Below are 20,781 nucleotides of genomic sequence, written 5' to 3' on the forward strand. Positions count from 1 at the left end.
ATGATGAGAGCGAACCGAGAAGGGGGATCCATGTCCATCACCGAACCGCCGTCACCCGCCACCGCCGCAGCAGCCGCAGCGGCTGCGCTCCGGGCCTATGAGGAGGCGCGCCGGGCCGGCGTCGCGCCCCGGCCCGCGCCGGCCTGGTACCCGCCGACGCGCGGCCTGCTGGGCGCCGCCAGCTATGCGCTCGCACCGGCGCTCTTCGTCCACCCCTGGCGGGGCTGGATGGTGGTGACGCTGTTCTTCAGCGGGCTGGGCTTCCTGGCCGTGCACCTCGCCGCGGTCCGGCCCGGCGGGGTGCTGGTGCTGCCCAGGGAGAGCCCGTACCGCAGGGCCAGGCTGCGCGCGCAATGGCAGAGCCTGCCGGTCTACGCTGTCGGCTGGCTCGCGGCGATCCCGGGCGGCGTCTGGGCGGGCTCGGTGACCTCGGCCGTGTTGCTCGGCGGCTTCCTGTGGTGGACCAGCGAGCGCGAGCGCCGGGCGGCCGGCGCGTGAGCGACCGGAGCGGGAGAACGATGATCGAGGACGGCCCGGCGCCCGAGGGTGGGAGCGGGAGTGGTTCAGAGCCCGAGGGCGCGGGGCTGCCTCAGGGGGCTGGGCTCCCCGAGGTGGACGAGGTGATCCACCACCCCACCCGGCTCGCGCTGGTCGGCTTCCTCTCCGGCTGTCACGAGGCCGAGTTCGCCGCCGTCCGCGACTACTGCCGGATCTCCGACGCGAGCGTCAGCCGGATCGTCGGCGCGCTGGAGGCGGCCGGGTACGTCAAGGTGCGCAAGGGCTACGTCGGCAAGCGCCCGCGCACCTGGCTCTCGCTCACCGAGCCCGGCCGGCGTGCGCTGGAGGCGCACCTGGCCGCGCTCCAGGCGATCGTGGCCGCCGCCCGCACGGCGGCCGAGCAGCAGCCGGACGACCGGCCGTAGCCGGACGCCCAGCCGTAGCCGGCCGCCCGGCCGCGCCGCAATCAGTCCGCGCGCCCGCTCAGCCCGCCGTGCCCGCCAGGTGCCCGACCGCGTTCCACTGCTCGGGCCGCAGCCGCTGCTGCGCCGAACGCCACACGCTGGCCGAGCAGTTGCGCACCGGTTCGAGCGCGAGCAGCCGCTCCTCGGAGAGCTGCTCCAGCACGTAGCGCAGCATCAGCACCACGTTGTCGTGCCCGACCAGCAGCACCGGCTGCCCGGCCTCCGCCGCGCAGACGTCCCGCAGGCAGTCGCGCACCCGCAGCGCGACGTCCGCCCAGCTCTCGCCGCCCGGCGGCCGGTAGTACAGCTCGCCGAGCTTGCGCCGCCGCGCCGCCTCGTCGGGGTGGTGCTTCTCGACCGCCGCGGCGGTGAGCATCTCCAGCACCCCGAGCTCCCGGTCGCGCAGCCGCTCGTCGTAGCGGACCGGCAGGCCGACCGGCACCGCGCCGAGCCCGGCCGCCTGCGCGATCGCGATCCGCGCGGTCTCGGTGGTGCGCACGTACGGCGAGCACCAGACCGAGCGCGGCCGGTCGGCGGGCGGCAGCTCGGCCCACCAGCGGCCCAGGGCCTGCGCCTGGGACTGCCCGTGGATGGTGAGCGGGATGTCGGCGTCCCGGCAGGTGATCGGCACGCTCAGCGCGCCGGTGGCGTCGGCGATCGCGAACTCCGCGTTGGCCAGGCTCTCGCCGTGCCGGGTCGCGATCAGGACGGACGGCAGCGCCGCCGCCGCGTCCTGGCGCGGATGTCCGTTGAGGATGGTGCTCAGCTCTGGCATGGGCCGGTGCTCCCCGTCGCTGTGGTGATGTGGGGGTGGATCGGGTAGCTGGTCAGCTCTCCGTACGGGCTCGCCGGGCGAGCCCGGGGTACGGACCCACGGTACGAGCTCTGCGCACAGCGGTACGAGCTCTGCGCACATATGATCGCGCCGCCACCTCCCCTCAGTGTTGAGGGAGGCGGCGGCACGGTCACAGGGCGCACGTCGGGGCGCTTAATGCGCCGCCACCGCTTGGGGCGCATCGGCAAGCTCTGGGTCGCCCGCCTCCGCGCTGTAGTCCGACGGCGAGGTCTCGTCCACGCCGTCCGGCGTCTTCGCCGCCCGCAGCACCAGCGTGAGCACCGCCGCGAGGCCCAGATTGAGCACGAACGCGGTCAGCCCGATGTAGCCGATCTGGCCGATCACCGGGATGTTCGCCGAGCTGCCGCCGAAGTGCTTGGTGGCGGGGGAGGCGATGCCGTACGCCTTCCAGGTGCCGTACGCCATGCCGACCGCCCAGCCGGCGAGCAGCGCCCAGTGGTGGAACCAGCGGGTGAAGAGGCCGGAGACGATCGAGACGCAGGTCTGCAGGATCCAGATCCCGCCGAGCAGTTGCAGGTTGATCGCGAGCTGCTTGTCCATGCCGAGCACGAAGATCAGCGCGCCGACCTTGACCAGCAGCGAGGCGAGCTTGGCGACCCTGGTCTCCTGCTGCGGGGTCGCGTCCGGCTTGAAGAACTCCTTGTACACGTTGCGGGTGAAGAGGTTGGCGGCGGCGATCGACATGATCGCGGCCGGCACCAGCGCACCGATCCCGATCGCCGCGAACGCGACGCCGGTGAACCAGTCCGGGAACAGCTTGGCGAACAGCTGCGGCACCGCGAGCTGCGCGTTGTAGCCCGGCACCCCCTTGCCGACCCCGGCCGCGATCGCCAGGAACCCGAGCAGCGCGAGCAGGCCGAGCATCAGCGAGTAGGCGGGCAGGATCGCCATGTTGCGGCGCACGGTGGTGCGCGACTTGGCGGCCAGCACGCCGGTGACGGTGTGGGGGTACATGAAGAGCGCCAGCGAGGAGCCGAGCGCGAGCGTCGCGTACGTCCACTGCGCCTTCGGGCCGGTCACCATCGCGCCGACCGGCTGGTGCGTCTTCGGGTTGATCGCGCTGAACTTCTGCGCGGCGCTGTCGAAGATGTGGCCGTAGCCGCCGAGCCGCATCGGCAGGTAGATCACCGCGACGATGATGACGATGTAGACCAGCGTGTCCTTGACGAACGCGATCAGCGCCGGTGCCCGCAGGCCCGAGGAGTACGTGTACGCGGCCAGCACCGCGAACGCGAGGAAGAGCGGCAGGTCCTTGACGAACCAGTTGGCGTGCGCGCCGCCGCCGACCCCGAGCGTGTCCAGCACCGCCTGGATCCCGACCAGTTGCAGTGCGATGTACGGCATGGTGGCGAGGATCCCGGTCAGCGCGACGGCGAGCGAGAGCCCGCGCGAGCCGTACCGCCCGCGCACGAAGTCGGCCGGGGTGACGTACCCGTGCACCCGCGCGACCGACCACAGGCGCGGCAGGAAGATGAAGACCAGCGGGTAGGCGATGATCGTGTACGGCACCGCGAAGAAGCCCGCCGCGCCCGAACCGTAGACCGCCGCCGGGACGGCGATGAAGGTGTACGCGGTGTAGAGGTCGCCGCCGAGCAGGAACCAGGTGATCCAGGTGCCGAAGCTGCGGCCGCCCAGCCCCCACTCGTCGAGGTGCAGCTCGTCGCTGCCGCGCCGCCACCGGGAGGCCAGGAAGCCCATCACGGTGACCAGCAGGAAGAAGAGGATGAACACCGTCAGCGCGACCGTGTTGACGCCGTGCTTCATCGCGGCTCACCGCCCTGGGCGGGGCGGGTGGCACCGGCGGCACCGGCGGCGCGGGCGGCCTTGCGGGCCTTCTCGTCGCGGGTCAGCAGGATGTACGCGGCGCCGGTGAAGAGCGCCGAGGCCGGGATCCAGAGGATCTGGTACCAGTAGAAGAACGGCACCCCGAGCAGCTTGGGCGTCAGCTTCGAGTAGGACGAGACCCAGAGCAGCGCGACGACCGGCACGGCCAGCGCGACGCCGGCCAGCACCCGCTCGGGAGTGACCGCCGGGGGCGCTGCGCCCGGTGGTGCCGATGGTGCGTCAGGTGTGGTGGGCATAGGGCGGACTCCGGCGGTGGAAGGGGATCCCCAACAGCGCCGCAGCGCGACGACCGGGCGGCCTGCGCGCCCGCCGAACAGCGCCCGTGGTGATCGGCTTGGACTGCACCGGAATGTAGGGCACCTGATGCTGTCCTGTCACCCGGGTATATCGGCCATCTTGGTGAGCGGACGCCGGAGTTCCGCTGAGCGGAGCCGTCCGCACGGCCAGCGGGTTCGTCCCTCAGGGGGCGGTGGCCGGTCCGAGGCGCAGAAAGGAGGCTGACTCGACGAGTCCGGAGCGCTCCAGTTGGCCGAGAACGTCCTCGAAGGTCTCGGGTGGTGAGGTGCGTTCATCGACGATCTGCTGCACGCAGGAGTAGACGACTCGCTCGTCCAGGCTGAGCAGGTCGAGCATGAAGTCGTCGGGGCTCTTTGCCTCGATGCCCCATTGAGCCAGATACGCCGGTGGGAAATCAGACAGGTTGGCCGTCACGATCACTTGAGCGCCGGCCTTGATGGCCGCTGCCAGTACGTGGCGATCATCAGGGTCCGGCAGCGTGAGCCCTGGGACAAGCGGCTCGTAGCCGCTGACCAGGCAGTCCCGTACGGCCTCGTTCATGAGCTTGCGTAAGCGCTGGAGGCTTGCCGCCGGCACCCCCTGCCTGCCGCGTGCACGGCACATTTCGTCGAGGATCCTGTCGCTCCACTTGGCTTGTACCAAGCGGGCCCGGGCCACGCGGATCAGCAGGTTCCGGAGCGTGTTCGGGTACAGCGCGCAGGCGTCGTAGACCACCACGAAGGCCATCGGTCAGTCCTGTCCCAACTCCTGGTCCAACCGGGTCAGTTCATCGATGGCGTTCTTGCGTTTGCGATCATCATCGCGAAGGTAGCGGGTCAGGTCGTCGAAGCGGATGCGCCTGTGGCGCCCTACGAGACGATGCGGGATCTCACCGCGATCGAGCAGGCCGATCAGGTAGGGGCGTGACACGTTCATCAGCTCAGCGGCTTGCTGGGTGGTGAGTTCCGCGTTGACCGGCATCAGCTGCACGCCCTGCCCGCGTGAGAGTGCGGCGAGGATGTCGGCGAACATCTCCGCAGCGGGGCGGGGGACGACCAGTACCTCGTTGTCGTCGCCCTCGATGTGGATCTCGATCTCGTCCGTCTGCTCGCGAGTGAGGCTCAAGTAGTCGCGGATGCGCCGCAGGGCGCGTGTCGCCACGTCCACATCGACGGTTCCAGGGGCGATCTTTCTGCCCTCGGTCGTAGCTGCCATGTCACATCCTCCCAATCGCAGTATTCGCAACAGGCGAAGCAATCGCAATGCTTCCCGGAAAATGCTTGAGCCAAGCATTAGGGCGCGACCGATCACTCGGAAGAGTGAGATGCGCGCTTACTGTGAGCAATGTTGGCAGTCGCCCGGCTGCTCTGAGTGACGCTTGGTGGAAGATCACTCGATCGTGGACCGAAGAGTGAGGGCAGTGAGCCGGCCGGCCCGGATGGGGGGCGGGCCGGCCGGCTCGTGTGGGGGCGGGTGGGTCAGGTGGTCAGGTGGCGAGTTCGCGCAGCAGGCGCTGCTCTTCGGCGGGGGTGAGTCCCTCGGCGCCTTCGGACGGGCCGCCGCGTGCGGTGTCCCAGGCGAGGGTGTCCGCCAGGGTGTGCGCCAGCGGGCGGAGGGTCAGGCCGGCGGCGAGGGCGCGGGAGACGTCCACCTGGTTGATCGCGGTGCAGTCCGGGTCGGCGATCCACATCGGGACGCCCATCCACGGGTCGACCCCGGCCGCGAGGAGCCGTTCGCTCGACACCCAGACCGGCTCGGTGGCGGTGGCGGTGTCGGCGGAGAGACTGCGGCAGGCGTCGAAGAAGGTGCCGAACGGCATCGGCCGGCCGGTCACGTTGAAGACTCCGCCGAGCTCCGACCGGACGCAGCGCAGGATCCAGCTTGCGAGGTCCCGGACGTCGATGAACTGCGCGGCGTCCGCCGGGTCGCCCGGGAGCAGCACCCGCCCGCCACGGGCGAAGCGGCGCGGCCAGTACGCGAAGCGGTCCGTCGGGTCGTGCGGTCCGACGATCATGCCGGGCCGGACGATCGAGGCCCGCTCGCCGAAGGCGGCGCGCACGATCTGCTCGCACGCCGCCTTGCGTGCGCCGTACGCCTGCTCCGGCGGTATCCCGTCGCGGAGTTGGAGCACGGCGCCGTCCTCGTCCTGCGGGGTGGTCTGGTCGGCGAGGACGGAGAGGGAGGAGACGAAGACGTAGCGCTGGACGCTGCTGCGAAGCGCCTCGCAGGAGCGGCTCACCACCTGCGGGTCGTAGCCCGCGACGTCGATGACGGCGTCCCAGGAGCGGTGCGTCAGGGCGGACAGGTCCTGGTCCTCGGTGCGGTCGCCGATGATGGTCTCAACGCCCGGGAAGAGGCCGGGATTTGTGCGACCCCGGTTGAAGAGGGTCACCTGGTGGCCGTCGGCCAGTGCGGCTTCGACGACGGCGCGGCCCAGGAAGCGGGTGCCGCCGAGTACCAGAAGGTTCAGCGGTGAGGACGGTGAAGAAGTGGTGCTGTGCACGGTGTGCGACTCCGGAAGTTCGTGGTGATGAGGGCATGGCGAAGCTCGCTCTGAGCACCCATAACCTCACCTCGTTCCGGTAGCGCCGACGGCCGGGACACTAGCACCGGCCGTCGAGCGGCGCGAGGGGATAATTCCTCAGGCCTTGATTCAGGCCTTGAGTCAGGCCTTGATGAAGTCCAGCAGGTCGGCGTTGAGCTCGTCCTTGTGGCTCATGTAGAGCCCGTGGCTGGCGGTCGGGTACTCCTTCAAGATGTTGTTCGGGACCAGCTCCTTGACCCGACGCGCCGTCAGGTCGATGTTCGCCGCCGAGTCCGCGACGCCGTGGACGAGCAGCGTGGGCACGGTGATCTCGCGCAGGCCGGCCCGGAAGTCGGTGTAGAACATGTTCCGCATCAGGTTGGCCGACGCCCACGGGGAGGCGCTGAGGCACTGGTTGATGGTCCACTCGATCGTCGCGGGCGAGACGGCGTTGCCGAGGTGGGTGCCGAACCAGATCTGGGCCTGCCGGGCGAACCAGTTCGGCCGGTCCCGCACGAACTCGGCGAAGTTGGCCTCGAACATCGCCTCCGGCACGGCGACCGGGTTGTCGTCGGTCTGGTGCAGGAACGGCAGGGTCGCCGAGACGAGGGCGATCTTCGACACCCGCTCCTCGCCGTGCCGGGCCAGGTAGCGGGCGATCTCGCAGGTGCCCATCGAGTGGCCGACGAGGATTGCGTCCCGGATGTCCAAGTGGGCGAGCAGGGAGGCGAGATCGTCGGCGATGGTGTCCATGTCGTACCCGGTGGACGGCCGGTCGGAGCGTCCGTGTCCGCGCCGGTCCAGCGCGATGCAGCGGTAGCCGCGCTCGACGAAGTACGGGATCTGGTACTCCCACATGTCGGCGTTCAGCACCCAGCTGGAGACGAAGACGATGGGCTGCCCGGTCCCGTACTCCTCGTAGGCGAGGCGGGTTCCGTCGGTGGTGGTCTCGAAGAACGGCATCGGGTGCTCCTGGTGGATTCGCAGTCCCGGGCCGTGTGTTCGGCCCGTTGAGAAGGAGTCTGCCGGGAGCGGGTGACTGGCGAATCAGTCGCCTGTAGGTAGGGTGCCGGACTTGATGGAGGTGACGAAGGCCGCGAAGGAGGCGGCGGGGAAGGTGAGGGCCGGGCCGGACGGGTCCTTGGAGTCACGGACGGGGGTGAGGCCGGGGAGCTGACCGTCGGCGATCTCGATGCAGGCACCCTGGTTGGTGCTGTAACTCGCCTTGCGCCAAAGGACCGTGGCTAGGTCGTTGCTCATGAGTACAAATCCTTCTTGACTTTACGGATCAGCTCCATGGACGCCTCCTCCGAGAGGGCGGCAACTTGGAGGAGAGCATACAGACGCTGCCACTGGCTGGTCGTTGCTTTGTCGCGCACCACCGAGCCCTTCTGCAATGACTCGGTGTACCCAACCAGCGAACCGTCAGGGAGGGTCAGTAGATGGAGCGAATGCCAAAGTGGCAGGCACTCGCCCACGGACAAGGGTGCGATCTGAATGACCACGTTCGGGAGCTCGGCGACAGCCAGCAGGTGGTCCAGCTGTGCTCGCATCACCTCCTTGCCACCGACCGGACGCATCAACGCACTCTCGTCAATCACGAAGAAAGCGAACGCTGGTGCCTCTGAGGTGAGGATCTGCTGACGGTCGAGCCGGACGGCGACGGCATCATCGAGCGTGCTTGGCGAATCGTCCATCCGATTACCCCGAGCGACTCCGAAGCCGAGGATCGCCCTGGCATAGGCAGGAGTCTGAAGCAGTCCCGGCACGCTCGCGTTCTCGAAGATCCGCAGCTCGATGGCCTTGGCCTCTTCCTCGACGTACTCCATGAAGCCTTCGATGAAGACCTCCGCCAGCCGACGTCTCACGAACGGCATCAGGAACATCAGCACCCCGCCGGTCACCAGGATCACGTCACAGCGCGCCGCGAGATCCTCCTTCGGCACCCGGCCACCACTCTCCACGCGGCTGATATGACTGTCATCGCAGGGGACTTGGGCGGCCAGCTGCGGCTGTGACATACCTTTCGCCTCGCGCAGCATGCGCAGCATTCCGCCGAACAGAGTGCCGAACGACTCGCTCGGGTCCAGCTCATTCTTTCGACCGGGCACCGCAGCTTCCTTCCGTGGGCAGGAGTTTGCCCGGAGGCGGCAGCATCAGTTGCCTCCGGCAGGATCCACCTCTGGCGAGGATAAGCACAGTTGCCGATGCTTGGAGCAGAAAGTGACCAACTGGTCGCACTGTGCATCCCCCATGCAATGGAGCAGCCATGCCCACCCCGCCCACCCCGCTCGCCCGCCAGCTCGCCAATGCGCGCCAGGAAGCCGCCGACGCCCTGGAGGACTTGAACGCCGTCCTCGCGCTCGCCACCGTCGTTCTCCCCAGCGTGGGCGTGGACTGGCGCAATGGGCAGACGACTGGTGTCTTCCTGATCGACCTCGGTGCCGCCCGGCCCGCCACCATCGTCAAGCTCACCAACGTGATCCGGAAGGGACTGGAGTCCAGTGGACAGCAGCCGAGTTGACCTCGCCGGGGAGCGCTACGACGAGAACGAGCAGCGCGCGGCCGCCGAGCGCGCGGTCAACGCGCTGGCTTCTGCGATGGCCCTGGGTGGACTTCCGTACCTGCCTGGGCTGGCCGGTGCCCGCCTCACCGTCACCGAGCTCGGTGTGCACGTCGAGCTCGGCGGGTGCAGTGTCCGGGTGGTCCAGGCGCTGGCCGACTACATCCTCGACCACGCGCGCTGCACTGGCCGGATCATCCCGGGTGCCGTCCTGCCCCCTGGGCTGGCCGAGCTGCCCGTTGTGCGAAGGGAGCTGGAGCGATGAGCGATAGCAGGAACAACGGCAGCAGGATGACGCTCCGGGTCTACCGGATCACCGCCACCGGAAAGCGGGTGAACGTCGCCCGCAAGCAGACCGTCCGGATCGACCCCGACTACTTCGAGAGCCGCCTGACCGACCGCTGGCCCGACTGCGCCTGCCCCCGGCACGCGCACGCCCGGCCGACATAGAAGGAGATGGAGAGGGCCAAGGGCGTGTCTCGTCGCAGTCCTCGGCGCGGCCCAGTGGAGTTGATCGTCGCGATCCGGCCCAGTGCATCGAAGGTGATCTCGGTGACGGTGCCATCGGGCAGGCGGGCGCTGATCCGATCGGCGCCCGCCTCGACGGTCATGCCGTGGTGGGGTCGCGAGGCGTATAGATGTACATCAAGGCGTTGGACGAAGGCGACACTGCGGCGTTCGACATCAAGGCCCTCCAGGGGCACAACTCGCGATGGTGTCTCAGGGTTGGGGACTATCGCATCGTGTACACGATCGAGAACGGCCGGCTGATCGTGAGCGCGGTCACGGTCGCTGTCATCCCCCGGCCGCAGTCGTACGAACTGCCAGCCGTGAACAGGCGCACGACATCAGGGCAGCAAGCGGCATCGGTGCTCACCCTCGCAATAGTTGAACGGACGGCCGGCCGACGCCTTCGCGGGTGGATCCCCCGAAAGCCGACCGCGCTGCCCAGACGCTGGCCCTGGGCACGGACAAGTCCGGGCAGCAGGTTGCTGCACCATGCCGTCTTCAAGAGCCGACTGACGCCAGACGCGCCCGGACTCTACGCTGGAGTTGCCCATACTGGCTTGAGGGCTGCACCGAGGAGGAGCCGATCACATGAGCACTGCCCCGAATCTGCCGCGGCCGCCGAGCCGTCCTGGTGAACCGCATCCCCTGCGGACGATCCGCGAGATCAGGGAGTCCCTGCCCGCGGATCAAGTCGAGCATTTCGATGCCGAACTCGCTGATGTCGACATCGACGCTCTGCCAGCCATGCTGCATCGTTGGGCGACCCTCGGGAGCGACAGATTCCTTGAGCGGCTCCTGTCGGCACCTTTCGAAGGGCTGGAGTTCGGGCAGCGCTCCTACGATGACGCGGTGGACGGCGAGTGATCTACCTGCTCGACACAACGTGGTCGCCGAGATCACCACTCGGCCGAAGCCGGCCCCGGCGGTCGTCGCATGGGCCCGCTCCGTCCCGGCTCCCGCCCTCTACCTCAGTGTGATCACGATCGCCGAGATCGAGGCAGGGATCGCGGCGGCGCCTGACCTGCTGCGGCAGGCTTCCTTCGAGCGGGCGCTTGAGGGCATCCGGGATGAGTACCGCGACCGGATCGCTGCCATCTGAGAGCGCGAGGCTCTTGCCTACCTTGCCGTCCACCGGCAGCTCAAGGGCTCCGGAATGAGTATCGACCCGCCGGACGCACTGATCGCCGCAACCGCTATCGCGAACGGTTGGACAGTGGTGAGCCGGAACATCAAGCATCTGGCCCGGACAGGCGCGCTCACGCTGAACCCGTGGGAGTACCAGGTGTAGGTACGCTGCGAACGGCGGCTTCGAATTACCTGATTTGCCCGAGCTGTGAACACATGCGAATGCAACCGGAACCGCAACCACCCGGCGTTCCTCTCCGCGAGGTCCGACAGTGCGACGTCTCGGCTCGATGCCAGAGCGCAGCGGCGGGGGCAGGACGGTAGAGGCTCTACTTGCCGTAGTGGTAGCGGCAGGCGACGACACAGACGGTGTCGGCTTGCTCGTCGAGGACGTAGACCAGGCGGTGCTCCTGGTCGATCCGGCGGGACCAGGCCCCAGCGAGCTCATGGCGCAAAGGCTCGGGCTTGCCGATGCCCTCGTTGCCGTTGCGGCGGATGTCGTCAATCAACTGGTTGATGCGCTTGAGGAGGCGGCGATCGTCCGCTTGCCAGGACAGGTAGTCGTTCCAGCCGCGCTCGGTGAACTGGACCTTCACGCGGTCGGCTCGGTGAGGCCGTCGGGGTCGATCAGCTCGCGGGCCTGGACGCGGCCTTCCCGGTATTCCTGCAGGGAGCGGCGCAGGTGATCGGCGTTCGCCGGGGAGCGGAGCAGGTAGTCGGTCTCGCGTAGTGACGCGTACTCGGCGAGGGAGACGACGACCAACGGTTCGTGGCCGGCGCGGGTGATAACGAGTTCTTCGGCGTCGTTCTCGACGGCGTCGAGCGCGGCGGCGAGGTTGCCGCGGAGTTCAGTCGCACTCATCGTCTTCATGCCGTACATAATAACGTACGCTCTGCCCCTTGGTCTGCCTTGGCGCTGCGGGGGTTGAGTGCCGCTTGCCTCGACTTCGTGATCGCTCTGGCGGTGCGGACTGAGGACGGCCTGATCACCGGGCTGTACTTCGTGCGCAACCCCGAGAAGTTGTCGTGTCTCGAACGGGAGACCGCCCTGCGCCTAGCCCTTACCCTCGGGGCTTGTCCCGTAAGACGTGCTTCGCTGCTTCGCTGACGACGGATCAATGCCCGGCCTGGCTTTCCAGGCCGGGCTGGAGAGGATGCGCGTGTCACTCGCTCTGGAAGATCGCCTGGCCATCACCGAACTGGTCGCGTTGCATGGTCACCTTGTTGACGACGGAAGCCTGGACCGGTTGGAGGAGCTGTTCACCCCCGATGTTGTCTACGACCTCACCGACTTCGGTCAGGAGTCGCTGTCCGGGGTGGCGGCCATCCGAGAAGCGGCATGGGCGCTGGCAGCCGCCAACCCCGTCGCGCATCACGTGACGAACGTCGTCGTGACGGCGTGGGCAGACGGCCGGGTGCAGGTCCGATCCAAGGGTCTGGGCATCAAGGCGGACGGCTCCTGCGGTTCCGTCTCCTACGACGACACCGTCGTGCGCACCGCCGACGGCTGGCGGATCAGCCATCGCAAGGTATCGCCACGCCGTACCCCCTTGGGCGGGATGACGAAGCCCGGCTGACCGGGCACGCCTCGCCTGGTCCCGCCCTAGCACCAGGCTGGCGTTCCTGTCCTGGATTCCACCAATCCGATCACTTCTGGCTCCTGGGTGACTACTCTGATCTTCGCTCACTCTGGATAATCACTTCGAAACCCGGAGTGACGATCTCGTTCTCCGGGTCCACCCGATACAAAGGAGCGCTCAGTGTCTATCGCGTACGTCTTCGTCAAGGACAACAAGGCCGAGATTCAGCTTCCCGCCGGCGTAACCGTCACGGCCAAGGTGAAGACCAACTCGAAGCTCCAGCAGGCCGTCACGATCACCGACAAGGCCGGCATCGTGGTTCTGTCGTACACCGGAACCGGAGAGCGCAACACCATCGTCGGCCAGGAGCAGTTCAAGTCGGATGGCGGCGTACTCACCGCCACCTTCACGTACACCGGGGACGATGGTGTCGCCAAGCCGAGCAAGCTCAACAGCGGTGGCCCGTATGGCATCGGCAACTACAACCTGATGGTCGTCGTGGCCGAGAACGGCGACGACGCCGACTACAACGACGCCATCCTCGAGTTCAGCTGGCACACCCCGAAGGCGTAGCGGACCCCGGAGGCCGGACTGCGCGTGCCCGCAGCACGCGCACGTCCGGCCGGTACGGGATTCGGTGCATCGTGCGTAGCCGACGTAGCGGGGAGTCAGGACGCCGCGGGAGTGGCCGACGTGACGGCCTCCCAGGCGAACCCGTCCGGGTCGGTGAAGGAGCCGGCGGTGCTGCCGAGGGTGATGCGGTGCGAGCCGGTGCCCTCGGCGGGGATGCCGAGCTCCTTGGCCAGACCACGGCGCTTGTACAGGGCCAGCTTGACGGTGCCGGACTTGCCGGCGGCGAACTCGGTGTACTTGCCGCCGAAGCTCTTGGCCACGGTCAGGCCCTGACCGACGTAGAACTGCTTGCTGGCCTTCATGTCCTCGACGCCGAGCAGCAGGACGAAGTCGTCGATCTCGCGGGTGGCCGGGCCGGTGTCCTTCTTCGCCGAGGTCGCGACCTTCCAGATCGTCCCGTCCGGCGCCTGGACGACGCCGCCGTAGCCCCACAGCGACTTCTCCGCGGGCTTCAGCACCGTGGCGCCGGCGTTCACGGCGTCGCCGATGAAGCCGTCGACGGTGGCCAGCCGGGAGACCGTGAGCGCCAGGGTGAAGCCGCGGAACCCGGTGGACTGTGCATCGGACGCCCGCAGGCGGACGTGCGCGTCCACGCCGAAGGCGGTGTAGAAGCGCTGGGCGGCCTCGAGATCGGCCACCTCGAGGGTGACGGATGCGATGGAGGTGACGGATGCGGTGGATGCGGTGGTGGTTGCCATGACATTCACGCTAGGGGCTGCCCGGTGGCGGGGGCTTCTCGATTCCTGACCGGTCTCGTCACCTGCTTCGCCACGCAGGCCGGCATCCCCTCCAGCCTGATCCCGGGCCTCGCGGCACCGGTATCGGCACGCGTGGCCTCCGTGGCCTCCGCAGCTGCCGCCTCCGCGGCGCGGCGCCGGAAGACCCCGGGTGACATGCCGACCAGCTCGCTGAAGCGGGTGGTGAACGTGCCCAGCGATGCGCAGCCGACCTCGAAGCAGACCTCGGTGACGCTCAGGTCGCCACGCCGCAGCAGCGCCGTCGCCCGCTCGATGCGGCGCGTCATCAGGTACGAGTACGGCGACTCACCGTAGGCGGCGCGGAACTGCCGGCTGAGGTGCCCGGCGGACATGTGCACACCGCGGGCGAGCGCCTCCACGTCCAGCGGCTGCGCGTACTCCCGGTCGATCCGGTCCCGGACACGGCGCAGCCGCGCGAGATCGGTCAGGTGCTGCGCCTCGACGCGCGCACGCCGCCACTCGGGCAGACACATGTCAGGACTCCCCTTCCCTTCGTCTTTCATCGAGTTCTCTCCCTTCGACCAGGGGTGCGGACGTGGACGCGCCACGGCACGGCGCGGCCGTACCGATGCCCGCAGGCTCAGCGAAGCTCCTGGATGCGGACCAGGTTGCCCGCGGGGTCACGGAAGGCGCAGTCGCGGATGCCGTACGGCTGCTCGGTCGGCTCCTGCACGACCTCGGTGTCACCGGCCTGCACCCTCTCGAACGTGGCGTCGAGGTCCGGTGTGGCCAGCAGGATCCAGCCGTAGGTGCCCTTGGCCATCATCTCGGTGATGGTGCGCCGCTCGGCCTCGGTGACTCCCGGGTCGGCGGCCGGCGGCGCCAGGAGGATGGACGTCTCGGGCTGGCCCGCCGGGCCGACCGTGATCCAGCGCATCTTGCCCTGACCGACGTCGCTGCGGACCTCCAGGCCGAGGACGTCGCGGTAGAAGGCAAGCGACGCGTCCGGGTCGTCGTGCGGCAGGGAACACATGTGAATGGTGAGCTCCATGCCGAGCAGGGTAGAGCGGCTCGGTGCCCCGCGCTTCTCGAATCCTGATCGATCGTCATGCTCGGATATTCACGTTCACATGCACCGCCGCAGTCGGCCGTGGTGGCACGACGCCCCCGCCGCCCGGGTGGGCGACGGGGGCGTCGGCAGCGATGAGCAGCGGCGGGAGCTACGCGTCCCCGCCCGGCCGCTGGAGCCGGGTGATGAACTTGTACCGGTCCCCCCGGTAGATCGAGCGCACCCACTCCACCGGCGCTCCTTCGGCGTCGAAGGAGTGCCGCGACAGCTGGAGCATCGGCAGCCCGAGGTCCGACCCCAGCAGCCCGGCCTCGCGCGGGTTCGCCAGCGTGGTCTCGATGGTCTCCTCGGCCTCCGCCACCACGACCTCGTAGACCTCGCGCAGCGCGGTGTACAGCGAGTTGTACTTGACCAGGTTGCGGCGCAGCGCCGGGAACCGCTTCGCCGACAGGTGCGCGACCTCGATCGCCATCGGGTCGCCGTTGGCCAGGCGCAGGCGCTCGATCCGGAGCACCCGGCCGCCGGGCTTGATGTCGAGGAGCGGGGCGAGGTGGTCGTCGGCGGTGACGTAGCCGACCTCGATCAGCCGGGAGGTGGGCTCCAGGCCCTGGGCGCGCATGTCCTCGGTGTAGGAGGTGAGCTGCAGCGCCTGGGCGACCTTCGGCTTGGCGACGAACGTGCCCTTGCCCTGGATCCGCTCCAGCCGGCCTTCGACCACCAGCTCCTGGAGCGCCTGGCGCACGGTGGTGCGGGAGGTGTCGAACTGCGCGGCCAGCGCGCGCTCCGGCGGGACCGGGGTGCCGGCCGGCTGGGTCTCGGTGAGCTGCAGCAGGTGGCGCTTCAGTCCGTAGTACTTGGGCACCCGCGCGCCGGCCGTCTCGCCGCCACCGGTCCCGCCGGCGGTCCCGTTCCCGGGCGCCGGGGCCGCCTCACCCGCCTGGGGGGTGTGCGCCCGAAGCTGGGCCGTGGTGCCCCCGTCGCTGCTCATGGGCCGCTTCTCCGCTCCTCGCGAGACCGCACATGGTCCCGCCACCTTGTTAACGGCACACATCGTTGCACGTATGCCGAGACGACGGGCACGTCATCACACGATGAACGATGAGCGGTGTCGGCTTGATAACGGCTCGTCCTGATTGCTCTTCGGGCCGTTGACACGTCCATTGGTCTAGGCCAAGCTCCAGGCATCTGGTCTACACCACTGCAGACCAACTCATGAATCCCCAGCCCATCACACGGGTTCGCGACACGCTTCCTTCCGGTTTGCGAGGGTATGTCGCTGGCCGCCGATGGGGGGCACCCGGGCATCCCTCAGGAGGATGGCGTGAAGCGTCAGCTCATCGCGGCGGTCGGCGTCGCGGCTATGGTCGTCGGCGTCGCGGCGTGTGGTTCGTCGGCCAAGAAGGACGACACCGCGGGCGGCAAGCCGGCCAACTACAACGGCAAGACCCTGACCGCCTGGTTCATGGACGGCTCCGCGCCGCAGGCCTGGCAGGACGGTGTCAAGGCCGACTTCGAGGCGGCGTACCCGGGCGCCAAGCTGAACATCCAGATCCAGAAGTGGGACGGGATCGGCCAGAAGGTCACCACCGCGCTCTCCGAGGGCTCGGTCGACGTCCTGGAGCTCGGCAACACCCAGACCGCGGGCTACGCGGCCACCGGCGGCCTCGCCGACCTGACCTCCGCCAAGACCGACCTCGGCGGCGCCGACTGGGCGCCGAACCTGAACGCCTCCTCGGTGTTCGACGGCAAGCAGTACGCCGCGCCGTGGTACTTCGCCAACCGCGTCGTCATCTACAACAAGGCGCTGTGGACGAAGGCCGGCATCACCGGCACCCCGACCACGCTGGCCGACTTCTACGGCGACCTCGACAAGCTCAAGGCCGCCGGCGTCCCGAACCCGATCTACCTGCCGGGCGAGGAGTGGTACACCTACTTCGGCCTGATCGCGGGCAGCGGCGGCCAGGTCGCCAAGCAGAACGGCAGCAAGTGGGTCGGCAACCTGGAGTCGCCGGAGGCCAAGGACGCCTTCGCGACCTACCAGAAGCTGCAGAGCTACTCCAACGCCCCCAAGGACAAGGACGAGGCGACCCCGCAGCAGTCCACCCTGTTCCCCAAGGGTGACGTCGGCTCGATGATCGGCCTCGGCTGGGAGGCCCCGGCCGTCAAGGACATGCCGGCCGACCAGGTGGGCTACTTCGCCCTGCCGGGCAAGACCGCGGACAAGCCCTCGGGCGTCTTCCTCGGCGGCTCGAACCTGGCGATCGCCCAGGCGAGCAAGAACCAGGACCTGGCCAAGGGCTTCCTGAAGATCGCGCTCTCCGACAAGTACGAGGGCCAGATGGCCGCCGCCGGCCTGGTCCCGAACAAGACCTCGCTGGACTCGCTGGCCACCTCCGACTACGCCAAGGCGGCCGTCCCGGCCTCGGCGAGCGGCGCCACCACGCCGAACATCCCGGCCTGGTCCAACGTCGAGAACGACCCGAACCCGATCAAGGACTTCATGGCCGCGGTCCTCCAGGGCGCCGACTACGACGCCACCGCGAAGAAGTTCGACGACCAGATCACCCAGCGTCTGGGCCAGTCTCAGTAACACCCCAGCGGCGTCGCCCGCCGGCTCTCCTGACGGAGCCGGCGGGTGGCGCCGCCAGCATGTTTTTCAGCGAGGCCGGCCAGGCGTGAGGGAAGTGAGAAGGCGATGGCTGTTCAGTCGGATCCGGTGCGGGTGAGCCCCGCCGGAAAAGCCGGGGCGGGCGACGCCCTGACGAGTGGCAGAAAGGCCGCGGGCCCGAGCCGGCTCAGTCGCAGCGCGCCGTACCTGCTGCTGCTGCCGGCCACCGCGGCCACCCTGGTCCTGCTCGGCTGGCCACTGCTGAAGACGGTTCTGCTGTCGCTGCAGAACATGAACAAGCGCCAGCTGATCCTGCACCTCACCGAGTGGAACGGCTTCGACAACTACAAGGCGCAGCTGACCAGCTCCGACTTCTGGCACACGACGGGCCGCTCGGTCGCCTTCGTGCTGATCTGCGTCGTGCTGGTGATGATCGGCGGCTCGCTGACCGGCCTGCTGCTGAACCGCCTCGGCAAGGCGATGCGGCTGGTCCTGTCGATCGGCCTGATCCTCGCCTGGGCGATGCCGTTCGTGGCTCAGGCCACCGTCTACACCTGGCTCTTCGACTCCCGCTACGGCGTCGTCAACTGGTTCCTGGACCGGCTCGGGTGGCACAGCATGGCCACCTTCAACTGGTACAGCACGCAGTACTCGACGTTCTTCGTGATCATCCTGCTGATCGTCTGGGGCTCGATCCCGTTCGTCGCACTGACCATGTACGCGGGCCTGACCACGATCCCGGCCGAGCTCTACGAGGCGGCCCGGATGGACGGCGCCGGCTCGCTGCGGATCTTCAGCACGGTGATCTTCCCGAGCCTGAAGCCGTTCTTCCTGGGGACGACGTTCCTGGAGATCGTCTGGATCTTCAAGTGCTTCACCCAGGTCTTCGCCATCAACAACGGCGGCCCGGACCGCAGCACCGAGACGCTGCCGGTCTACGCGTACGTCGAGGGCATCGGGAACCAGCACTTCGGCGTCGCCGGTGCGATCGCGGTGCTCACCATCGTGATGCTGGCCGTCGCGATGGCCTTCTACATCCGCGTGATTCTGAAGCAGGAGGACGAGCTGTGAGGCGCTCTTTCCTTGGCCGCAGCTGGGCCAACCTGGTGGCCGTCGTCCTGCTGGTCTTCTTCGCGTTCCCGGTCTACTGGATGGCCACCACGGCCTTCAAGCAGAACAACGACATCATCAGCAAGACCCCGGTCTTCTTCCCGCTGCACGCCACCTTCGAGCACTTCAGCACCGCGACCAACGCGCCGCAGTTCTGGGAGATGGTCGGCAACAGCCTGATCGTGACGATCACTTCGGTGGTCGCCTCGCTGGTGATCGGCACCATGGCCGCGTTCGCGGTGACCCGGATGCGGTTCCGCGGCCGCAAGAGCTTCATCCTGGTGATCATGATGGCGCAGATGGCGCCCTGGGAGATCATGGTCATCGCGTGCTACCTGATCGTCCGCGACAACGACATGCTCAACAGCCTGGTGCCGCTGATCGTCTTCTACGCGATGATGGTGCTGCCCTTCACGATCTGGACGCTGCGCGGCTTCATCGCCGCCGTGCCGAAGGAGCTGGAGGAGTCGGCCATGGTGGACGGCTGCACCCGGGGGCAGGCCTTCGTCAAGGTGATCCTCCCGCTGCTCGCCCCCGGCCTGATGTCCACCTCGCTCTTCGGCTTCATCACCGCGTGGAACGAGTTCCCGCTGGTCCTGGTGCTCAACAAGGCCACCGGCCCTGGCACCGCGCAGACCCTGCCGCTCTGGCTGACCTCGTTCCAGACCACCTTCGGCGACGACTGGGGCGCCACCATGGCCGCCTCCACGCTGTTCGCGCTGCCGATCCTCGTCCTCTTCCTGTTCCTCCAGCGCAAGGCTGTCGGCGGGATGACCGCCGGCGCAGTGAAGGGCTGACCGATCACCGTGAGCATCCTCATCCCGAGCATCGCGGACAGCGACCAACTGCACCGCGACGCGCTCACCGTCCTGCAGCCCGGCTTCGAGGGCACCGAGGCACCCGAGTGGGTGCACCGCCACCTGGCGGCCGGCCTCGGATCGGTCGCGCTCTTCGGCCGCAACGTCACCAGCCCGGCCCAGTTGGCCGCGCTGACCGCGAGCCTGCGCCGGGAGAACCCCGACGTGCTGATCGCGATCGACGAGGAGGGCGGCGACGTCACCCGCCTGGAGGCCGGCTCCGGCTCCTCCTGGCCGGGCAACCTGGCGCTCGGCGCGATCGACGACCCGGCGCTGACCCGGGACGTGGCCCGTGAGCTCGGCCGCGCGCTGGCCGAGTGCGGCATCAACTACAACTGGGCGCCCTCGGCGGACGTCAACTCCAACCCGGGCAACCCGGTGATCGGGGTGCGCTCGTTCGGCGCCGACCCGGAGCTGTGCGCCCGGCACACCGCCGCCTGGGTGGAGGGCCTGCAGTCGGTGGGCGTGGCCGCCTGCGCGAAGCACTTCCCGGGTCACGGCGACACGGTCGTCGACTCGCACCACGGTCTGCCGGTGGTGGACGTGGACGTGGACCTGCTGAGCTCGCGCGACCTGGTGCCGTTCCGGGCCGCGATCGCGGCCGGCGCGAAGGCCGTGATGAGCGCGCACATCATGATCCCGGCGCTCGACCCGGTCTACCCGGCCACGCTGAGCCGGGCCGTGCTCAGCGGCCTGCTGCGGGCGCGGACGGCCGAGGGCGGGCTCGGTTACGACGGCCTGATCGTCACCGACGCGGTCGAGATGGGCGCCATCGCGGACACGTTCGGCATCGCGGAGGGGACGGTGCTGGCGCTGGCCGCGGGCGCGGACGCGATCTGCGTCGGTGGCGGACTGGCCGACGAGGAGACCGTGCTGCAACTGCGGGACGCGATCGTGGAGGCGGTCCGCTCCGGCCGGATCCCGCCGGAGCGGCTCGCCGACGCCGCCGCCCGGGTCCGCGCGCTCGGCAGCTGGGCCCGGATCTCGTCGCAGGCCGCCGTCACCGAGCCGGACCTGTCGATCGGCCTGCGGGCCGCCCGCCGGGCGCTGCGGGTGACGGCCGACCCGGCGCAGCCGTTCGTCCCGGTCACCGACCGGCCGTACGTCGCGTCCTTCTCGCCCGAGGCGAACATCGCGGTCGGCGACGAGACGCCGTGGGGGGTCGCCGGGATGCTCGCCGAGCGGTTCCCGGGCACTCGCACGCTCAGCGTCGGCCCCGCCGAGGCCGCCGCCGGGCGGCTGGACGAGCTGGTCGCACGGGTGCTGGCGGACGCGGACGGCCGCCGGCTGGTGCTGGTGGTGCGCGACGTGCACCGGCACGACTGGATGGCCACCGTGCTGCGGCAGGTGATGGCCGTCCGCCCGGACGCCCTGGTGGTCGAGATGGGGGTGCCGCAGGCCCAGCCGGCCGGCGCGCTGCACATCGCCACCCACGGCGCCGCCCGAGTCTGCGGCCTGGCCGCAGTGGAGGTGCTGACCGGACAGCCGTCCGTCCGGTCCTGACACCGGGCGGACGACTGGCCGACTTGGACCGCCGCTCAGCATCGCGGGCCCTGCGGAGGATT

The 20,781-nt window shown here is 69.0% G+C and carries 29 protein-coding genes; 14 read left to right on the top strand and 15 right to left on the bottom strand.

All coding sequences use genetic code 11. From position 1 onward, the window contains the following. The first annotated feature begins 30 nt into the window (after window positions 1–30). Together AC060L_RS06450 and AC060L_RS06455 are read left to right on the top strand one after the other, a co-directional pair. Window positions 31–498, top strand: coding sequence for a hypothetical protein (locus tag AC060L_RS06450; protein WP_483797538.1), 468 nt, complete (start codon window positions 31–33; stop codon window positions 496–498). Window positions 499–611: 113 nt separating this feature from the next. After that, entirely contained in the window at window positions 612–923 is a 312-nt protein-coding gene (locus AC060L_RS06455) for a transcriptional regulator (RefSeq protein ID WP_483797539.1), read from the top strand. 58 nt (window positions 924–981) lie between these two features. On the opposite strand, the gene AC060L_RS06460 is transcribed toward AC060L_RS06455, so the two are convergent. The 9 genes from AC060L_RS06460 to AC060L_RS06500 all read right to left on the bottom strand — a co-directional run bounded on the left by AC060L_RS06460 (window position 982) and on the right by AC060L_RS06500 (window position 8,574). Beyond that, window positions 982–1,737 (bottom strand): histidine phosphatase family protein, encoded by a 756-nt coding sequence (locus AC060L_RS06460; protein ID WP_483797540.1) that lies wholly within the window; start codon window positions 1,735–1,737, stop codon window positions 982–984. A gap of 213 nt (window positions 1,738–1,950) precedes the next feature. Next, window positions 1,951–3,582, bottom strand: coding sequence for a monocarboxylate uptake permease MctP (mctP, locus tag AC060L_RS06465; RefSeq protein WP_483797541.1), 1,632 nt, complete (start codon window positions 3,580–3,582; stop codon window positions 1,951–1,953). After that, entirely contained in the window at window positions 3,579–3,899 is a 321-nt protein-coding gene (locus tag AC060L_RS06470) for a DUF3311 domain-containing protein (protein WP_483797542.1), read from the bottom strand. Before AC060L_RS06470 ends, mctP begins: the two co-directional genes overlap by 4 nt. Before the next feature lie 223 nt (window positions 3,900–4,122). Then, on the bottom strand, window positions 4,123–4,686 hold the full coding sequence (locus AC060L_RS06475) for a PIN domain-containing protein (RefSeq protein ID WP_483797543.1): 564 nt from the start codon (window positions 4,684–4,686) through the stop codon (window positions 4,123–4,125). 3 nt (window positions 4,687–4,689) lie between these two features. Next, window positions 4,690–5,154 (bottom strand): helix-turn-helix domain-containing protein, encoded by a 465-nt coding sequence (locus AC060L_RS06480; RefSeq protein ID WP_483797544.1) that lies wholly within the window; start codon window positions 5,152–5,154, stop codon window positions 4,690–4,692. 271 nt (window positions 5,155–5,425) lie between these two features. Further along, window positions 5,426–6,442 (bottom strand): NAD-dependent epimerase/dehydratase family protein, encoded by a 1,017-nt coding sequence (locus AC060L_RS06485; RefSeq protein WP_483797545.1) that lies wholly within the window; start codon window positions 6,440–6,442, stop codon window positions 5,426–5,428. 162 nt (window positions 6,443–6,604) lie between these two features. Then, window positions 6,605–7,426 carry an alpha/beta fold hydrolase gene (locus tag AC060L_RS06490; protein WP_483797546.1) on the bottom strand — a complete coding sequence of 274 codons (822 nt, stop codon included), beginning with the start codon at window positions 7,424–7,426 and terminating at the stop codon, window positions 6,605–6,607. An 84-nt stretch (window positions 7,427–7,510) separates the two neighbouring features. Further along, entirely contained in the window at window positions 7,511–7,723 is a 213-nt protein-coding gene (locus tag AC060L_RS06495) for a DUF397 domain-containing protein (RefSeq protein WP_483797547.1), read from the bottom strand. Further along, window positions 7,720–8,574, bottom strand: coding sequence for a helix-turn-helix domain-containing protein (locus tag AC060L_RS06500; RefSeq protein ID WP_483797548.1), 855 nt, complete (start codon window positions 8,572–8,574; stop codon window positions 7,720–7,722). Before AC060L_RS06500 ends, AC060L_RS06495 begins: the two co-directional genes overlap by 4 nt. 158 nt (window positions 8,575–8,732) lie before the next feature. On the opposite strand from AC060L_RS06500, the gene AC060L_RS06505 reads away from it, so the two are divergent. From AC060L_RS06505 to AC060L_RS06530, 6 genes are all read left to right on the top strand, one after another. Beyond that, window positions 8,733–8,987: a hypothetical protein gene (locus tag AC060L_RS06505; RefSeq protein WP_483797549.1), complete on the top strand. Its 255-nt coding sequence runs from the start codon at window positions 8,733–8,735 to the stop codon at window positions 8,985–8,987. Beyond that, on the top strand, window positions 8,968–9,291 hold the full coding sequence (locus AC060L_RS06510) for a hypothetical protein (RefSeq protein ID WP_483797550.1): 324 nt from the start codon (window positions 8,968–8,970) through the stop codon (window positions 9,289–9,291). Before AC060L_RS06505 ends, AC060L_RS06510 begins: the two co-directional genes overlap by 20 nt. Next, a complete protein-coding gene (locus AC060L_RS06515) occupies window positions 9,288–9,476 on the top strand; it encodes a hypothetical protein (protein ID WP_483797552.1) in 189 nt (62 codons plus the stop codon). The genes AC060L_RS06510 and AC060L_RS06515 overlap by 4 nt, the downstream gene beginning before the upstream one ends. Before the next feature lie 648 nt (window positions 9,477–10,124). After that, window positions 10,125–10,400, top strand: a complete 276-nt coding sequence (locus AC060L_RS06520) for a hypothetical protein (RefSeq protein ID WP_483797554.1) — start codon at window positions 10,125–10,127, stop codon at window positions 10,398–10,400. Between the two features lie 19 nt (window positions 10,401–10,419). Then, entirely contained in the window at window positions 10,420–10,635 is a 216-nt protein-coding gene (locus AC060L_RS06525; protein ID WP_483797555.1) for a PIN domain-containing protein, read from the top strand. 54 nt (window positions 10,636–10,689) lie between these two features. Continuing rightward, the gene (locus AC060L_RS06530; RefSeq protein ID WP_483797556.1) at window positions 10,690–10,824 is read left to right on the top strand and encodes a hypothetical protein; all 135 of its coding nucleotides are present in this window, start codon (window positions 10,690–10,692) and stop codon (window positions 10,822–10,824) included. A gap of 166 nt (window positions 10,825–10,990) precedes the next feature. On the opposite strand, the gene AC060L_RS06535 is transcribed toward AC060L_RS06530, so the two are convergent. Beyond that, on the bottom strand, window positions 10,991–11,257 hold the full coding sequence (locus tag AC060L_RS06535) for a Txe/YoeB family addiction module toxin (protein WP_483797557.1): 267 nt from the start codon (window positions 11,255–11,257) through the stop codon (window positions 10,991–10,993). After that, the gene (locus tag AC060L_RS06540; protein WP_483797558.1) at window positions 11,254–11,532 is read right to left on the bottom strand and encodes a type II toxin-antitoxin system Phd/YefM family antitoxin; all 279 of its coding nucleotides are present in this window, start codon (window positions 11,530–11,532) and stop codon (window positions 11,254–11,256) included. The genes AC060L_RS06535 and AC060L_RS06540 overlap by 4 nt, the downstream gene beginning before the upstream one ends. Window positions 11,533–11,779: 247 nt before the next feature. Between AC060L_RS06540 and AC060L_RS06545 the strand changes: the two genes are divergently transcribed. Next, entirely contained in the window at window positions 11,780–12,238 is a 459-nt protein-coding gene (locus AC060L_RS06545) for a nuclear transport factor 2 family protein (RefSeq protein ID WP_483797560.1), read from the top strand. A 183-nt stretch (window positions 12,239–12,421) separates the two neighbouring features. Further along, window positions 12,422–12,814, top strand: a complete 393-nt coding sequence (locus AC060L_RS06550) for a fucose-binding lectin II (protein WP_483797561.1) — start codon at window positions 12,422–12,424, stop codon at window positions 12,812–12,814. Window positions 12,815–12,909: 95 nt separating this feature from the next. Here AC060L_RS06550 and AC060L_RS06555 read toward each other — a convergent pair whose 3' ends face one another. The 4 genes from AC060L_RS06555 to AC060L_RS06570 form a co-directional block, all read right to left on the bottom strand. After that, on the bottom strand, window positions 12,910–13,572 hold the full coding sequence (locus AC060L_RS06555; RefSeq protein ID WP_483797562.1) for a glyoxalase: 663 nt from the start codon (window positions 13,570–13,572) through the stop codon (window positions 12,910–12,912). A gap of 5 nt (window positions 13,573–13,577) precedes the next feature. Further along, on the bottom strand, window positions 13,578–14,105 hold the full coding sequence (locus tag AC060L_RS06560; RefSeq protein ID WP_483797563.1) for a helix-turn-helix transcriptional regulator: 528 nt from the start codon (window positions 14,103–14,105) through the stop codon (window positions 13,578–13,580). A gap of 107 nt (window positions 14,106–14,212) precedes the next feature. After that, on the bottom strand, window positions 14,213–14,623 hold the full coding sequence (locus AC060L_RS06565) for a VOC family protein (RefSeq protein WP_483797564.1): 411 nt from the start codon (window positions 14,621–14,623) through the stop codon (window positions 14,213–14,215). Between the two features lie 169 nt (window positions 14,624–14,792). Then, a complete protein-coding gene (locus AC060L_RS06570; protein WP_483797565.1) occupies window positions 14,793–15,629 on the bottom strand; it encodes a GntR family transcriptional regulator in 837 nt (278 codons plus the stop codon). A gap of 333 nt (window positions 15,630–15,962) precedes the next feature. On the opposite strand from AC060L_RS06570, the gene AC060L_RS06575 reads away from it, so the two are divergent. From AC060L_RS06575 to AC060L_RS06590, 4 genes are all read left to right on the top strand, one after another. Next, a complete protein-coding gene (locus AC060L_RS06575) occupies window positions 15,963–17,231 on the top strand; it encodes an extracellular solute-binding protein (protein WP_483797566.1) in 1,269 nt (422 codons plus the stop codon). Between the two features lie 105 nt (window positions 17,232–17,336). Beyond that, window positions 17,337–18,320, top strand: a complete 984-nt coding sequence (locus tag AC060L_RS06580; protein ID WP_483797567.1) for a carbohydrate ABC transporter permease — start codon at window positions 17,337–17,339, stop codon at window positions 18,318–18,320. Then, window positions 18,317–19,156, top strand: coding sequence for a carbohydrate ABC transporter permease (locus AC060L_RS06585; protein WP_483797568.1), 840 nt, complete (start codon window positions 18,317–18,319; stop codon window positions 19,154–19,156). Before AC060L_RS06580 ends, AC060L_RS06585 begins: the two co-directional genes overlap by 4 nt. A gap of 9 nt (window positions 19,157–19,165) precedes the next feature. Then, a complete protein-coding gene (locus AC060L_RS06590; protein ID WP_483797569.1) occupies window positions 19,166–20,719 on the top strand; it encodes a glycoside hydrolase family 3 protein in 1,554 nt (517 codons plus the stop codon). Window positions 20,720–20,781 lie beyond the last annotated feature (62 nt).

This window comes from Kitasatospora sp. NEAU-69 (genome assembly GCF_057158765.1).